The 14,073-nt window shown below is 44.3% G+C and carries 14 protein-coding genes and 1 pseudogene; 7 read left to right on the forward strand and 8 right to left on the reverse strand.

Going from position 1 to position 14,073, the window contains the following annotated elements; translation table 11 throughout:
• Window positions 1–123: 123 nt before the first annotated feature.
• Window positions 124–1,185 carry an MBL fold metallo-hydrolase gene (locus tag BTO10_RS00100; protein WP_105023117.1) on the forward strand — a complete coding sequence of 354 codons (1,062 nt, stop codon included), beginning with the start codon at window positions 124–126 and terminating at the stop codon, window positions 1,183–1,185.
• Window positions 1,186–1,318: 133 nt separating this feature from the next.
• Here BTO10_RS00100 and BTO10_RS00105 read toward each other — a convergent pair whose 3' ends face one another.
• Window positions 1,319–1,753, reverse strand: coding sequence for a MarR family winged helix-turn-helix transcriptional regulator (locus BTO10_RS00105; RefSeq protein WP_004740044.1), 435 nt, complete (start codon window positions 1,751–1,753; stop codon window positions 1,319–1,321).
• A 103-nt stretch (window positions 1,754–1,856) separates the two neighbouring features.
• On the opposite strand from BTO10_RS00105, the gene BTO10_RS00110 reads away from it, so the two are divergent.
• The 3 genes and pseudogenes from BTO10_RS00110 to BTO10_RS00120 all read left to right on the forward strand — a co-directional run bounded on the left by BTO10_RS00110 (window position 1,857) and on the right by BTO10_RS00120 (window position 4,743).
• A complete protein-coding gene (locus BTO10_RS00110; RefSeq protein WP_032554232.1) occupies window positions 1,857–2,162 on the forward strand; it encodes a DUF3861 domain-containing protein in 306 nt (101 codons plus the stop codon).
• 204 nt (window positions 2,163–2,366) lie between these two features.
• Window positions 2,367–3,149: pseudogene (locus BTO10_RS00115) on the forward strand (hydratase).
• A 235-nt stretch (window positions 3,150–3,384) separates the two neighbouring features.
• A complete protein-coding gene (locus BTO10_RS00120) occupies window positions 3,385–4,743 on the forward strand; it encodes a Na+/H+ antiporter NhaC family protein (RefSeq protein ID WP_105023118.1) in 1,359 nt (452 codons plus the stop codon).
• A gap of 124 nt (window positions 4,744–4,867) precedes the next feature.
• Here BTO10_RS00120 and BTO10_RS00125 read toward each other — a convergent pair whose 3' ends face one another.
• Entirely contained in the window at window positions 4,868–5,428 is a 561-nt protein-coding gene (locus BTO10_RS00125) for a cysteine hydrolase family protein (protein WP_105023119.1), read from the reverse strand.
• A gap of 89 nt (window positions 5,429–5,517) precedes the next feature.
• Between BTO10_RS00125 and BTO10_RS00130 the strand changes: the two genes are divergently transcribed.
• Window positions 5,518–6,474: a GlxA family transcriptional regulator gene (locus tag BTO10_RS00130; RefSeq protein ID WP_105023120.1), complete on the forward strand. Its 957-nt coding sequence runs from the start codon at window positions 5,518–5,520 to the stop codon at window positions 6,472–6,474.
• Window positions 6,475–6,581: 107 nt separating this feature from the next.
• Entirely contained in the window at window positions 6,582–7,652 is a 1,071-nt protein-coding gene (locus BTO10_RS00135; protein ID WP_105023121.1) for a helix-turn-helix domain-containing protein, read from the forward strand.
• Between the two features lie 20 nt (window positions 7,653–7,672).
• Here BTO10_RS00135 and BTO10_RS00140 read toward each other — a convergent pair whose 3' ends face one another.
• The 3 genes from BTO10_RS00140 to BTO10_RS00150 all read right to left on the reverse strand — a co-directional run bounded on the left by BTO10_RS00140 (window position 7,673) and on the right by BTO10_RS00150 (window position 11,103).
• A complete protein-coding gene (locus BTO10_RS00140; protein ID WP_105023122.1) occupies window positions 7,673–8,686 on the reverse strand; it encodes an alpha/beta hydrolase family protein in 1,014 nt (337 codons plus the stop codon).
• A 125-nt stretch (window positions 8,687–8,811) separates the two neighbouring features.
• A complete protein-coding gene (locus tag BTO10_RS00145) occupies window positions 8,812–9,195 on the reverse strand; it encodes a hypothetical protein (RefSeq protein WP_105023123.1) in 384 nt (127 codons plus the stop codon).
• 195 nt (window positions 9,196–9,390) lie between these two features.
• Window positions 9,391–11,103: an RluA family pseudouridine synthase gene (locus BTO10_RS00150; RefSeq protein ID WP_105023124.1), complete on the reverse strand. Its 1,713-nt coding sequence runs from the start codon at window positions 11,101–11,103 to the stop codon at window positions 9,391–9,393.
• A 280-nt stretch (window positions 11,104–11,383) separates the two neighbouring features.
• Between BTO10_RS00150 and BTO10_RS00155 the strand changes: the two genes are divergently transcribed.
• Entirely contained in the window at window positions 11,384–11,836 is a 453-nt protein-coding gene (locus BTO10_RS00155; protein WP_105023125.1) for an NUDIX hydrolase, read from the forward strand.
• A 78-nt stretch (window positions 11,837–11,914) separates the two neighbouring features.
• Here the strand turns inward: BTO10_RS00155 and BTO10_RS00160 are convergent, their stop codons facing one another.
• The 3 genes from BTO10_RS00160 to BTO10_RS00170 all read right to left on the reverse strand — a co-directional run bounded on the left by BTO10_RS00160 (window position 11,915) and on the right by BTO10_RS00170 (window position 13,325).
• Entirely contained in the window at window positions 11,915–12,340 is a 426-nt protein-coding gene (locus BTO10_RS00160; RefSeq protein WP_004740054.1) for a bifunctional diaminohydroxyphosphoribosylaminopyrimidine deaminase/5-amino-6-(5-phosphoribosylamino)uracil reductase RibD, read from the reverse strand.
• A gap of 150 nt (window positions 12,341–12,490) precedes the next feature.
• Window positions 12,491–13,027: a nucleotidyltransferase family protein gene (locus BTO10_RS00165; RefSeq protein ID WP_105023126.1), complete on the reverse strand. Its 537-nt coding sequence runs from the start codon at window positions 13,025–13,027 to the stop codon at window positions 12,491–12,493.
• 7 nt (window positions 13,028–13,034) lie between these two features.
• On the reverse strand, window positions 13,035–13,325 hold the full coding sequence (locus BTO10_RS00170; protein WP_105024215.1) for a putative quinol monooxygenase: 291 nt from the start codon (window positions 13,323–13,325) through the stop codon (window positions 13,035–13,037).
• Window positions 13,326–14,073 lie beyond the last annotated feature (748 nt).

Raw genomic sequence — 14,073 nt, forward strand, 5'->3', positions numbered from 1 at the left:
GTGCTTCTCTTCTAAATTTGACGAATAAGAAATTACACTAACTGGTTTACTTTTGTTTTTTTGCATGTAAACTAACCAGTGTAGTTTTTGGGTTGGGTTTTCCCAACAGTTGAAGAGATACCAATGAAAAAATATCTATTACCGATTTTAGGAGTACTTGCCGTGGTCGCTATCGTAAGCACAGGTTCACAATCAAATGACAATCTAGATAAGCTTCCGAAGAAGTTTGCTAACAGTGAGTTAGAGTACAAGTCGGGTATGTCTGATATTTTTTCAATCTTAAAGGCATATGTAACTGTAGAAAGAAATGAGCCAGTGCCACGAACCGCATTGCCTCTCGTTCCTATGACAGCAGAACAGTTGATTGAAGAGCAAGAAGACGTTGCGTATCGTTTAGGTCACTCAAGCGTGATGATGAAGCTAGATGGTAAGTTAGTGATGACTGACCCTGTGTTCAGTGATCGCGCGTCTCCAGTGCAATGGATGGGGCCAAAGCGCTTCCACCCGACCCCTATCTCACTGCAAGAACTACCTGATATTGATGTGGTGGTTATCAGCCATGATCACTACGACCATTTAGACAAAGGTGCCGTTAAAGTATTAGCCGATAAAGTGGGAACATTCTTGGTGCCACTCAGAGTTGGTGCACTACTTGAAAAGTGGGGCGTGGATAAAGATAAAATCATTGAATTGAACTGGTGGGAATCGGCAACAGCCTCCGATATCGAGTTTACTTTAACTCCAACCCAACACTTCTCTGGTCGTGGCTTGCTTGATCGTGACCAAACCCTATGGGGTAGCTGGGTTATTAAGGCTTCAGACAAAAAAGTCTTCTTTAGTGGTGACTCTGGTTACTTCAATGGTTTTAAAGAGATTGGCGAGCGCTTCGGGCCGTTTGATTTGACCATGGTTGAAACGGGTGCGTATAACTCACTTTGGGCCGATATTCATATGTTCCCAGAGCAGAGCGTTCAAGCGCACATCGACCTTAAAGGTAAGGTGATGATGCCGATCCACAACAGTACGTTTGATCTCTCTATGCACGACTGGCAAGACCCAATGGAACAAGTCTTAGCGATAAGCAAAGAACGAGACGTACAGATGGTAAGCCCTGTCATGGGTGAACGTTTAGTAATTTCAGAACCAGTGCCCGTGCAAGCATGGTGGAAATTGGCATCAAACTAGAACGACGATTTTAGTCGAAGTTTTATAACGGGCATCGATGTAAAAGTTAGCTGATACACAAACGCCACCGATCTTGCGATTAGGTGGCGTTTTTGCTTTTTGTAAGCAGTGGCTTATTCGAAAGGACAGCTTATTACTTAGGGTTGTTTTCTAAGTTTTGAGCCATTTTGCTCGCTATTTGGCTGAACTGTTCTAGCTCATCTTCGTTCATGCCTTTAGTCATTCTCTGTAGCATCTCGCGATCAATATTCGAAACCTTAGTCATGATATCTTCACCTTTATTAGTCAGCACCAACAACTGGCTACGTTTGTCTTCAGGGTTTGGAGACTTCTTCACAAGTTCTTGATTGATCAACGCATTAACTAACCTCGTGACCTGTGCTTTATCGCGGTTTAGGAAGTGCGCGATATCAATAGCCGTACATGGAGATTTCTTAGTAATGATCTTCATGACACGAATATTCATAGGTGCGATCTCAGAATCCAAGCTCTCAATCTGCTCACTCATTTTACGTTTCAAAGAGTGTACTAAGCGGAAGATAGACTCTAACGATGTGTTATCAGACATAAACGATCCTTAGAAATATAGTTGATAATATCAACTATTGTATTTATAGTTGATATTATCAACTTAATTGTTCGTAAATTCAAGTTAGGAGACAGTAATGACGATGCAAACAATCACAGGCAAACACAATCACTACCGTATCACTATCGAAGAAGTGAACATCAAGGAAGATCGTGAGCTGCAAACCATGCAGTTTGAAATTGAAGACAGAGAAAACATGTTCGCGATTGTAGATAAGATTAAGCAGGACAGTGGCTTAGATGAGCAATCCGCAAGGAGACTAGGTGTAAGTATTCGCTTACTGGGACCGTTGATGATGCAAGATAGAAAACACCCTCTGTTTGTAGATTTCATGCCTCACTTCAGAAACTTCATGCAAAATCTTAAGAAGACGCTGAAAGGCGCGTAGTGCTTGTCCGGCAATGACATATTCAAAAAGCCAGCAAACTGCTCATCAGGTGCTGGCTTTTCTTTTAATATATTGACTTAGCGGTATGTGTTCACTTGCGGGACATGTGACAATAGGCCTTTGAACACTTTATGGTGCAACCATCGCATGAGTGATGCCATTGCCTAAGCCTATTTCTAATCGTTCTAAATTAAACGGTATATTATGACAAGTGTATTTGAGCAGGCGGCTAAAGAGTTATTAAGCCGTCGCACAGCGGGAACTAAAGCGCCAAGATTAATCGAACCATATCGCCCAACCAGTTTAGATGATGCGTTAGCCATTCAAGAATCCATGATTGAAATTCGCGCAGATAGAGTGGGGGGCTGGAAGTGTCTGTTACCTCTTGCAGAAAACAAATTTATCGTAGCGCCTATTTTCGTTGACAACGTGCAGCAAGGTGAAATTTGTGAATTATTCGCAGACACAGGTTCAGTGCCAGGTAAAGAGGTAGCCCGAGTAGAGCCAGAAATCGCTTTTGTACTGGCTAAGCCTTTGCCTGCAAACTCAAATGGCTACAGCGAAGCACAAATCAATGATGCCATTGGATCTTGCCATATGGCACTTGAGTTAATTCAATCTCGCTTTGCTGATGACAGTGGAGCGGAGTTTTACGAGGTTTGAGCCGATTGCTTGGCAAACCAAGGCTTGTTTCTTGGTCCTGAGATAGAGAAAGATAAAGCGTTTGCTGCTGGTAAGGTCGAAGTGGCTATCACTCAAGCTGGAAAAGTACAGGCATTTTCTGGCACCCACCCTAATGCATTAGCTCAAAATCCCGTTTACTGGTTGATAGATACCATGACCAAGCGTGGAGTCAGCTTTGAAGCGGGCGAGGCGATCATTACAGGGTCTTACTGTGGTATGGTAGAGCTTGACTTCGACGAGCTAACAACCGTTGCTTATGATGGTATCGGAGAGTACCAAGTGACTTTCAAACCAAAGCGCTAGGTTATTTATAAGCTCTATTGATTAAGAAAGCAGGTCTCTAAAACTCTACTTCACGTATGAGCAATTTGTTCTCGAAGGCTATTTACTGGTGCGTAAATAGCCTTTTCTATTATGTGATGTTCAATAGAGTTCGTATTACCTTGCATTATATTGGGCGTTTAGACGTCTAGACGTTGACAAGTCCTAAGTGTGACATTAGTCTGCTCTCCTTCCTGTTCTATAGTGTTGTCGTTCCATGTCCAATTCAAAAAATTCTAATGCGGTTATTGCCCCTTCGGCAGTAGCGCTTATCCCTCTGATCGTGTTCCTAGCGCTGTTTATTGGCGTAGGTACCTACTTGTCGTTGCAAGGCGTCGATTTTGCTTTCTATCAGCTTCCAGCTCCGATTGCGGCTCTACCTGCTGTGATGTTGGCGCTGTTGTTGAGCAAAGATAAATTGAACCGTGCTATCGAACAGTTCTTAAGTGGAGTAGGTCACAAAGACATTATCGCAATGTGTATGATCTACCTATTGGCAGGTGCTTTTGCGGCAGTTGCTAAAGCTTCTGGTGGTGTTGATGCGACGGTAAATCTTGGTCTATCGGCGATCCCGACAAGTATGATCCTACCGGGTATCTTCCTAATTTCTGCGTTCATCGCGACAGCAATGGGGACTTCGATGGGTACCATTGCTGCGGTAGCGCCTGTTGCATTGGGCATTGCTGATTCAGCTGGCATGAGTATTCCACTGACAGCAGGCGTTGTTTTAAGTGGCGCGATGTTTGGTGACAACCTTTCTATCATCTCTGATACCACGATTGCTGCTACGCGCTCGCAAGGCTGTGAGATGAGAGACAAGTTTAAAGAGAACATCCGTATCGCACTTCCTGCTGCACTTATCGCGATTGTTATCTTTGCTTTTAACAGCACTGCGACTCAAGTGCCTGAAACGGGTCCTATTGAGTGGCTGAAAGTGCTGCCTTACATCACTATCTTGATTCTTGCAGTATCAGGTATGAACGTGTTTGTTGTGCTAACCATCGGTATCTTACTGGCGGGTGGCGTTAGCTTAGGTTCTCTGGAGAACTACGGTTTAACCGATTACGCGCAAGATATCTATGCTGGCTTTGGCAACATGCAGGAAATTTTCTTACTGTCGATGCTGATCGGTGGTTTGAGTGAGCTGATGCGTCGCCAAGGTGGTTTAGCGTTCTTGACTAACCTAGTGAGTAGCATGATTCGTGCGTTCGGCTCTTCACATTCTAAGCAAGCGAACGGCCGCGCAAGTGAGTTGGGTATCGCTGGTTTGGTGTCTATGGTGAACATGTGCACGGCAAACAACACAGTAGCGATCATTGTCTCTGGTAGTGTTGCTCGTCAATTAGCTGAAGAGAACGATGTATCCCCTCGTCGCTCAGCAAGCTTATTGGATATCTTCTCTTGTGTGATTCAAGGTGTGTTGCCTTACGGTGCGCAGGTGCTGCTATTAGGTTCGGTATTTAACCTATCGCCGTTAGAGATCGTTTCTAACTCATACTACTGTTTCGCATTGGCTATCGTGGCAGTGATTGCGGTATTCATCAAACACCCTACGCGCCAAACTGCAGCGGCATAATGAAAGCTCGCTTCTAGTAAAAAGGCGCCTTAATCGGCGCCTTTTTTGTTGCTTGTAATATGTAGACTGTCAGTTTAGGCGGGTAATCACGAATCTGAGTGCTTACCACTCTCGTGGCTCTTGATTAAAGCAGCTTCTCAAGCTCGTTTGTTGTCGCGACGTTGCTATAACCGAAGCTAAGTGCTGCCATGAATGCGGCGTGCACATGTGCTGCCGGTACTTTAACACCGTTGAACTCCATATCTAATGTGGTGCAAGCATCATGGGCCACGTGACATTCATAACCCAAGTCAGTCGCTGCGCGAGTCACTGCGTCAATACACATGTGGCTCATCGCGCCAACAATGATTAGCCTTTCAACGCCTTGTTCCTTCAATACTTTGTCTAGTTCTGTATCTCTAAAGCTGTTGATCTGTTGTTTTACAATCACGGTCTCGTCTTGCTGAGGTGCTACGCTACTATGGATTTGAGCTCCATCTGAGTTAGGCAAGAAGAATGGCGCTTCATTGGTTGGAAATTCATGGCGCACATGAACGATTGGGAGTTTTTTCTCGCGGAATGTCTCGAGTAATTGCGCACCTTTTTCTGCTGCTTTCTCTGTTTCAGAGAGTGCCCATTTCGCACCTTCGTATGAAGGGAAGTAGTCGTTTTGGAAATCAATAATTAGTAGTGCAGTATTGCTCATAATCCATACCTTTGTTGTTAATGTCTTGTGGTGTGGGGCTATTATGACTACCCTGTGTGTTTTAACGCACGTCAAAAATGACAGACTATATGGCAATAGTGACAAAATCAGTAAGGGTCGAAATCATCGATTACCCAGGATCTTTGCAGAGCGCTGTGTTTGGAGTAAAAGAGTTTCTTCAGATGGCGAACAGCCTTGATTCTGAAAGTGAAACGGTTAAGTTCCAGGTTGAGATTAAGCCTTATGGTGACTTATCAGTTTCGTCGGCGAACTCAAATGAAGAATCTAAAGCCGATATCATTTTATTGCCGCCAAACCTAGATGGCAGTTACTACCTAGAGCGTGATGATAGGCTAACGGATTATCTGATTGACTCTCATCAAAAGGGGGCAATATTGTGCTCAGCGTGCGCAGGCGTGTTCATTCTTGCTCAAACCGGATTACTGGAAGGGCGAACCGTAACAACGCACTGGCAAGCTCTGCAATTGTTTTCGGAGCTCCATACTGGAATCGAAGTGGATATAGACAAAATCCTGATCGATGACGATGACATCATTACTGCTGGTGGTTTGATGTCGTGGATGGATTTGGCTCTGTTTATCCTGACTAAATACACGACGCCGACCAATACGCGTGATTTGGGTAAGTATCTGGTGTTGGATACGGGACTGAGAGAGCAGCGCTACTACCAAAGTTTTGTGCCTAACTACGCTCATGGGAATGACAAGATTGTCTCTGTGCAGCGCTTTATTCAAAAGAATCACCACCTTCCTTTGACACTGGACCAATTGGCGGAAGAAGCCTTCATGACGCGAAGAACCTTTATCCGGCAATTTACTAAAGCGACGACCTTGACTCCGATTAACTATATTCAACATGTGCGTGTTCAAAGCGCGTGTGAGTTACTGGAAAGCTCTCACAAACCAGTAGAACAAATCAGCTATTTAGTTGGATATGAAGACGTCAACAGTTTCCGAAAAGTCTTTATGAAAATCATTGGTTTAACACCATCAAGGTTTCGCTCTAGATTTTTGTCAGAGGAATGATTTACCATAGATTGATATTCAATATGTATCACTAGTTCGCTCACTTACTTCGCTAATGAAGTGTTTGAAGGGGAAGTGATCTTTTCTCGAACTTAAACGGACTATTGATGCTTGCCATTCCTTTACCATTTGTCGCGGCGCTGTTGTTATTGATGACAGGTGTGCTGCTTCGATGCCGTTACCCACAAACCAGTCAAAAGCCCTTTTGGTTTATCATTCTCTGTGCGTTGATGGTGACGGTAGTGGGCCTTCGGTGGACGTTTGATATTACGTTTTTTCGCTTCTTACAACCCATTCTCGGTGCCTGTGTTCCTGTGGCGGCTTGGTTATGCTTTGCAGGAGCTCATCGAAGTCAATCTAGTACACATTTACATTGGTTAGGCCCGATTGCTGTTTTAGTTGGCTCACTTTTCTATGTGCGCCTCTGGGCGGGAACTCTTGATGTATTGCTGATCTTTCTCTATCTCGGATATGGTAGCTTGCTGCTGAAGTCGTCGCTGCGAGTGCCGGAACAAGTGCGGCTGACCGATGTATCGAAAGTGTTGGTTGCTGAAAGAGTTGCAGGTGTAATGCTGCTATTCTCAGCTTTGGTTGATAGTGCGCTTTCTTTCGATATCTTGCTGTTGGATGCGCAGCACACCAATCTGATCTTATCGATTAGCTACCTTGTCCTTATTCCAGCCATTGTGTCCGCTGTGATGGTGGTCAGTATGAGCACGCCTGTCGAAGAAAAAACCATGCAGGTACAGGCTGTATCTGCCATGTCACAAGGTTCTCCAGAAGAGGTCGACACATCGACTACACTAGTGAGTAGCTTAGATGACGACCAAACTGAAGAAACTACTCAGATCATGGTTAAGTTCGATGCATTAATGAGAGAACGCCAAGTATTCAAGGATCCTGACCTGTCTCTCAATCGCTTGGCACGAAAGCTAGGCATTCCTGCTAGAAAAATATCGTCTGCGGTTAATCAAACTCACCAACAGAACATTTCGAAGGTGATTAATGCCTATCGGATTGAACACGCTAAGACTCTTCTGAAACAAACCGATGAAGCGATAACAGAGATCTACCTAAGTTCAGGCTTTCAGACCAAGTCTAACTTCAATAGGGAGTTTTCAAGGATAACTGGGCAAACTCCGAGTGAGTTTCGAAGTTCGCTACAAGTGTTAGATTGAGTGTGTTTGCTTTTTGTTTATCAATTTAGAAAGCGAACGATGTCATTGAAGAACAATTGGTGTAACTGGTCGCGTGATGTACCAATACCATCTTTACAAATAATGCCATCGCCTGGGACCTCTTCATTCAGCATGACTATAGCACCGGTTTTACAGCTTTGAATGAAGCTGAAATGGGTGGCGTTTTCATAAACTTTGTAGCGTCTTGAGTTCAGTGGCAAATGCTCGGCTACATAGCCAGACTCTAATGCTTGAGGAAGATCTCCAATATCGATCCCAGCTGCCAGTATCATGGTTGGTACTTTAATGTCATTTAAGCTGACGATTGAAAAGCTGCGAGCAAGCCCTAAATCAAGGCTGACCACACGTTGAATCCTAGGATCTGAAAGGTCTTTTTGAATAAGCTCTTCATCTTGGACTTTGTCGAGCCCTAGCTCTTCAGCAAGTCCACAAGTTCGTGGGTTAGGGTATATGAGACAATTCGCTTCAAAGGTTTGCCTAACGATTCTTGCTCCCGCCAATTGCATTACTGTCCAGCCACCCAATGAATGCCCGATTGCAGTCACATTGTCGGCGTTAGCAGATTGCTTCCACTGTGGGGCAGATAACAGGTAATCCAGAATACGTGATACATCTCGTGGTCTTTCCCACCATTTCGCTGCTTGCTTTGGAGAATGGTTGAAAGAGGTGGTTCCCGGATGATCAGCGGCCGCTACGATGTAGCCTTTACTCGCAAGTTTGGTCGCTAACCAGTTTTGATTGCGCCAGTTTCCTCGGTAGCCGTGTGATAGCAGTACTACTGGAAAAGTGCCTGATTGAATGTCTGCATCTTTGATGACTTGTGTTCCGATGAAGGCGGGGTTATCGCCAACTAAGGTTGTTTCTGATGCATCTTGTGTGGGATACCAAATGACAGTGTTTAGCGGGCGATTCGGTTCGTCGGTTAAGGTGACCTGATTGAATCCGACCCCGGAAGCGATGGCTGAGCTGCTAAGGAAAAGCAAGGATGTGAACAGTAAATGTGTCCATTTCATTATTTTAACTCCAATTGATGTGATTGGAGTTAATATGCGCTAAGGCTAGGTATCACGAGACCTAAAACACGATCGAGGACGCCCGAAATCCTGTTTTAGTACCGAAAGCAGTGACTTGGTTCTAGTTACCTTCTTCTAGGACGCTTCTCTACCAAGCCGTTTCTTTCTAAGCCACGTCTTACGCTGCTGCATAGTTTACCGAAGCGACGCAGTTCTTCGAAGTTTGGCCCTTGTCCGATTGAAATACTGTGTTCCCAGTACATCAACTCTGTGTCGACCATTTCGAGTAATTTCTTAGAACAACCCGTGCAGTTTCCTTTGGGGCCGCAGATAAATGTTTCTGGTTCATACAAAGGGAGTTCATTTTTCACTTCTTCGATGAGGCTCATCATTGCCGAATTCAGATCCGGTTTTTTCGTCGTGATTGGCTTTACGTTTATTGATGCTGGCGCAGCAGCCAAAGAAGATGTTTGTGTATTGGAATGCAGATTCAAAGCAGCTGATGACATATCAAAGGCCTCAAGGAAAGGTGAAGAGGGGCATCCTACACCTCAAAATGAAGTGAACCTTGATGTAATGCAATAAGCGTGGAGATATATCCGAAAGAGGTAGGCGAAACGAGGGGGTAAATGTGGGGAAGTGGTCGAAGAGGAGCCACAAATAGTGTGACTCCTTTCATTAAGACTTGTTATTGATAAGAGTTTTTAGAACTCTGCATCGAATTGGAATTCCATCCACTCTTTGGTAATTGGGTGGTGTAGGGCAAGTCGTTCTGCATGTAAGTGAAGACGGTCAGCTTTGTTGCCATACAATCCATCACCGACGATAGGCATATGTAGCCCTTCTTCATGTGAACAGTGCACACGTAACTGGTGTGTGCGTCCTGTTTTAGGGTGCAGATAAACCTTGGTGGTCTCTTGATTGCGTTCAATCACTTCCCATTTTGTTTCTGCAGGTTTACCGTGCTCGTAGCAGACAATCTGACGAGGACGATCGTACAGGTCGCCACGCAGCGGTAATCGAACATAACCTTCATCTTCAGCCAGAACACCTTCAATCATTGCGACGTATCGCTTCTCGACTTCACGAGTAATGAACTGTTTCTGCAGGCTTTTGTTGGCGCGTCGAGTCAGGGCGAATATTAGAATGCCAGAGGTCGCCATGTCCAAGCGGTGTATCACGAACGGTCCTTCCACATCGGGATGCATTTCCTGAACGCGAGTGTAAGCAGAATCTTTGATGGTCTTGCCAGGTACAGAAAGGAACCCTGCTGGCTTATGTACTACAACGATATTCTCATCTTGAAACAGAATATCGAGCTCTTTGCCTTCTGCCGGATTTTCTAACAACGGGTTTGGATCCACTTCAAGGCCTTTCATCATATGGCCAAGTATTGGTACACATTTGCTTTGGCAAGAAGCGTAGTATTTCTTGTGTTTGCGGATCTCCGATTTTGGAGAGCGGCCCCACCAAAATTCAGCTAATGCCAATGGTGTGTAACCGTTCAAGTACGCGTATTGTAGCAATTTAGGCGCAGCACATTCACCAGAGCCTGCCGGTGGTATTTTATTTGGCGTGTTTTCAAAGATCTGGTTAAGGTCTTCGACATTGCCTTCCGCATTTTGGAAAGCGTATTGTGAAAACAACTTGTGTTGAAGCTGATGAGAAAGGTGCGCTCTTCGCTCTTTTAATTCAGCCAATTGAGCCGTAAATACATCCACCTTGCTTTGTAGCTCGTTTAGGGTTTGTTCCCAATTAAGCTTCAGGTATTTCTGTTGGTTTTTATCTGCAACGCTGGCTTTGCTGAGCTCTTGGTTTAGTTGCTCAAAAGCTTGCTCATCAAGATTCTCTTTACCTTGCTCTCGTTGCTCTTTGCGAATTTTACGACCTTCAATGATCAACAAGCGTTGAGCTTCGATTTCTTGCTCTGCCTGCGCTTTTTGCTGTGCTAATTGTTCGCACAACTCAAGGTATTGAGCGTTAACCTGCAGCGCTTTAAATTCGGCGTTTACCGCCATCATATCTGCGGTTTCTTGACGGAAAAAGCTGTCACTGCTCAGCATGTCGAATACCGGTGGAACAAAGTGAGGTAGGAGGTTTTGATCGGCGATTTTCCCTGAGAATGCAGAGAAGTAACCAAGTTCACCTTCAGGGCTTCTTACTAGTAATACACCAAACATCTTGCCACGACCTTCGTCAGAATCTAGTCCGAAGTCGTGCTGCCAATCGGTTTGGGTTTCTAGATATTGTTGAAGCTGGTGAGACGCAATTTCACATAATGGATGCGGTTCATAGTAGAACGGAAAGGTGAAACGCTCAGGCAACGAATATGACTCGATCGGCTGTTGAAAGCGAGTGAAGCAGTGCTCAGGTGTATGGCTGTTCTCTGAGTCGTGCGTTGGTTTTGATGAGTGCATATAGTCGTCTTACTTGATGGTGATAAATGGCTACGAGTCTACTGTGCTTTGAGAGCTCAAATACAGTATAAGGCAGGCGATTCTACTCTTTATCTAAAAGCGCCTCAAATAAGAAATCGCACCGTGGTTATACAGTAAACTTGATTGTTCGCATAAGGTTGGAGTGCTCAGGGGATGAATTCAAATTAATGATTGGTCTCTCGTTTTTCATCATCGAGGACTACTTACTAATGGAAGGGTGCTAGGCTTGCTCGCTTCGTGTTCAAAATAAGGTAACGTTATGATTCCACTCAACACTTCGATTGTGGCTGGTGTCGCTCTTTCTGAGATCGACGGACAAACGAAAATGCTATTAATGAAACGCGCCAAGGGCGGCTATTGGTGCCATGTTGCTGGCTCGATTGAAGCGGATGAAACTGGTTGGCAGGCAATCGTACGCGAATTTGAAGAAGAAACTAAAATCGAAGCGAAAGCATTGTATAACGCTCAGTTTTTGGAGCAGTTTTACGAGGCGAACGTTAATGTTATTCAACTTATCCCGATCTTTGCTGTGCTTTGCCCGCCAAACCAAGCGGTAGAGTTAAACCATGAACACACTGAGTATCGATGGTGTAGTTTAGAGGAAGCGAAAGCGCTAGCGCCATTCCCTAACCAACATGCGGTTTATGATCATATCTGGGCATACTTTGTTGATACGCCAGCTAACCCACTTTATAGAGTAGATGTGGGCTAGTGTTGGTTTACTGGATGTTGAGTAACGAGTCCTCAATAAGCCGCCTAGCGCAATAGCTAAACGCCACAGATGCTGAGCCTAAGACTTACCAAGATATGGGGTTAAAAAAGCACTCGCTTGTGCTTGGCATAACCCCATGTCAACTTTCACACCATGCGACTCCAGTATTGCTACACCGCGGCCGTTGTTGCGAGGATCTGGATCGAGCATAGCAACCACAACGTGTTTTACACCGGCTTCAACCAGAGTGTTAGCACAAGCTGGTGTCCTACCGACAAAAGAGCACGGCTCCAATGTCACGTAAGCTGTTACGCCTTCCATATCGCCATCATAGTGATTCAGTGCCTCGACTTCAGCGTGGTTCCCACCAACCTTTTGTGTGTAACCAACAGACACTACTTTATCGCTCTTCACCAATACACACCCCACTGGAGGATTTGGTTGACAGTCGGGGAGGGCTTGGCGCGAAGCTTCAAGTGCTTGCAGCATGTATTGTTGGTTCATGGTTGTTACTCGGTATGACGAGAAGAAGAAATCGTTTGTTACCGCGTGCGGTTTAGCTAATAAGTGAGGCATGTTCGATCTGATTGGGCTTTTAGTCAATGGTTTTAGCTTTGAAGCTGTTCGATAGTTAGCTGTCAGTGATAGTTAACTTTAGCCAATGGTTAACTGTGGCCAATGAGTTAGCCAGTTTTTAGATTGGACTCGTTGATCAAATACGTCCCGACCGCGGTTCGGGTTTGGCGTTATTTTCAAATTGAACAAGCTCTCTAAACCAAAAGCCGATATACACTCGATACGTCCATGGCAGTTTTTCTTTACTGCGATAGCGGTTTCTTTCTCAGGCCAGTAACTCATTGCATCTAGCGTACTTTGATAAGGTTTATCTTGGTTTCGAGTATGCATGTTGGCTTGATTACGAACTTGCCAGTTGAGTTCAGGTAGCCGCTGTTTCAGCTGAGCTTCGTAATCTATGTCCGATTGGTAACCATAATCACCGCGATCAAAGTAGATCACATCAATATCGTTGAGCGGCGTGGGGCTATCAAAGCCATGCAAGTGATCCCAAACTAGATTCCTTACGAAGCCTGCAGCGACATAGCATTGTGGTAGAGCTAATTGAGCCACGCATTCTAAGATTTTGGTTCGCAGCGGATCTTGTTCGATCAGGCTGCGATTTGGTTGGTCAATGCTTGAGTCATGATGGTGTGGTCACATCGGTCACTTGATAATGGCGTGTCACGTTCTTAGTTATCTTACCCCAGTCAGAGGTTTTGACTCTATTTTGGTGGGCCTCAAACGCTTCACGGTTAGTGAACTCTTCATATACTTCAAAGCGGTTTGGCTGCAGTGAGCTTTGGCTAACACGAAATACAATACAGCCCGGCTCAGCCAACGTGAGCTCCTTATGAATGGTCAGTGCTTGTATAACTGTTTCTAGATCATCGTCTGGTACGACAATATGCCCTTGTAAAATCACTTTACTGATTGTTGTGTCCATTTAAGTCTGCCTATCCTTTGTTAATCGTGTTGCCTCTCATCAACATAATCCCATTTTGATTATGTGTCGTATAGACCAATGTAAATAAAAAATAGACGTAACCCTACAAGTTAAGGTTACGGTGTAACTTTGTTTGGGGAGGGTATAATAATTTGGGGAACTAAATCCTCGATGTTCCGGTCTATTAAATGGGTATCATAGAAGTGTATTGATACTGAAATGAGTTTGTCATCTGAGGGAGCTAACCTTTAATAGGTAGAACGGCTTGTTGGATTAAATTGAGCCACAGTTGATATCTAGGTCATATTTTGATGTAAATGGTACTTAGAACTCTTTATATTTTGTGATTTGTATCATTGATCTGGCCATCAAACACCGTTAGATTCGAATAGTTGGCAATAAAAAAGCTCATGAAGAGCAGCTAAATGAAAAGGAAAAATACCTTATGAAAAAAATGAGAAGAGCACAGCTTCATCGCGTTCGTATCCAATACTGGAAAGACACTTCGAAAGAAGCTTCAAAGAAATAAGCTTTACATATCAAGTAATAAAGCTAAAAATTTACAAAGCTGAAAGGCTTTCAATCACAGCCATCAATGGCTAAAAAATGAAACAAACCGATTTCGATAGCACTCTCAATGACCTTCATCTGGTCGGTAGCTAAAGAAATCATCCATCAAAGAGCTGGCAGGCATTAATAACAATGCAATTTAATGTCAGCTCATTAATACCTCTCA

Source organism: Vibrio chagasii, assembly GCF_002954585.1.
GTDB lineage: Bacteria > Pseudomonadota > Gammaproteobacteria > Enterobacterales > Vibrionaceae > Vibrio > Vibrio chagasii_A.

Coding starts and splice junctions, on each gene's coding strand:
- BTO10_RS00105 (WP_004740044.1), bottom strand. CDS start 1,753: ATGTCTGATAACACATCGTTAGAGTCTATCTTCCGCTTAGTACACTCT.
- BTO10_RS00110 (WP_032554232.1), top strand. CDS start 1,857: ATGCAAACAATCACAGGCAAACACAATCACTACCGTATCACTATCGAA.
- BTO10_RS00155 (WP_105023125.1), top strand. CDS start 11,384: ATGATTCCACTCAACACTTCGATTGTGGCTGGTGTCGCTCTTTCTGAG.
- BTO10_RS00125 (WP_105023119.1), bottom strand. CDS start 5,428: ATGAGCAATACTGCACTACTAATTATTGATTTCCAAAACGACTACTTC.
- BTO10_RS00140 (WP_105023122.1), bottom strand. CDS start 8,686: ATGAAATGGACACATTTACTGTTCACATCCTTGCTTTTCCTTAGCAGC.
- BTO10_RS00150 (WP_105023124.1), bottom strand. CDS start 11,103: ATGCACTCATCAAAACCAACGCACGACTCAGAGAACAGCCATACACCT.
- BTO10_RS00120 (WP_105023118.1), top strand. CDS start 3,385: ATGTCCAATTCAAAAAATTCTAATGCGGTTATTGCCCCTTCGGCAGTA.
- BTO10_RS00100 (WP_105023117.1), top strand. CDS start 124: ATGAAAAAATATCTATTACCGATTTTAGGAGTACTTGCCGTGGTCGCT.
- BTO10_RS00135 (WP_105023121.1), top strand. CDS start 6,582: ATGCTTGCCATTCCTTTACCATTTGTCGCGGCGCTGTTGTTATTGATG.
- BTO10_RS00145 (WP_105023123.1), bottom strand. CDS start 9,195: ATGTCATCAGCTGCTTTGAATCTGCATTCCAATACACAAACATCTTCT.
- BTO10_RS00130 (WP_105023120.1), top strand. CDS start 5,518: ATGGCAATAGTGACAAAATCAGTAAGGGTCGAAATCATCGATTACCCA.
- BTO10_RS00160 (WP_004740054.1), bottom strand. CDS start 12,340: ATGAACCAACAATACATGCTGCAAGCACTTGAAGCTTCGCGCCAAGCC.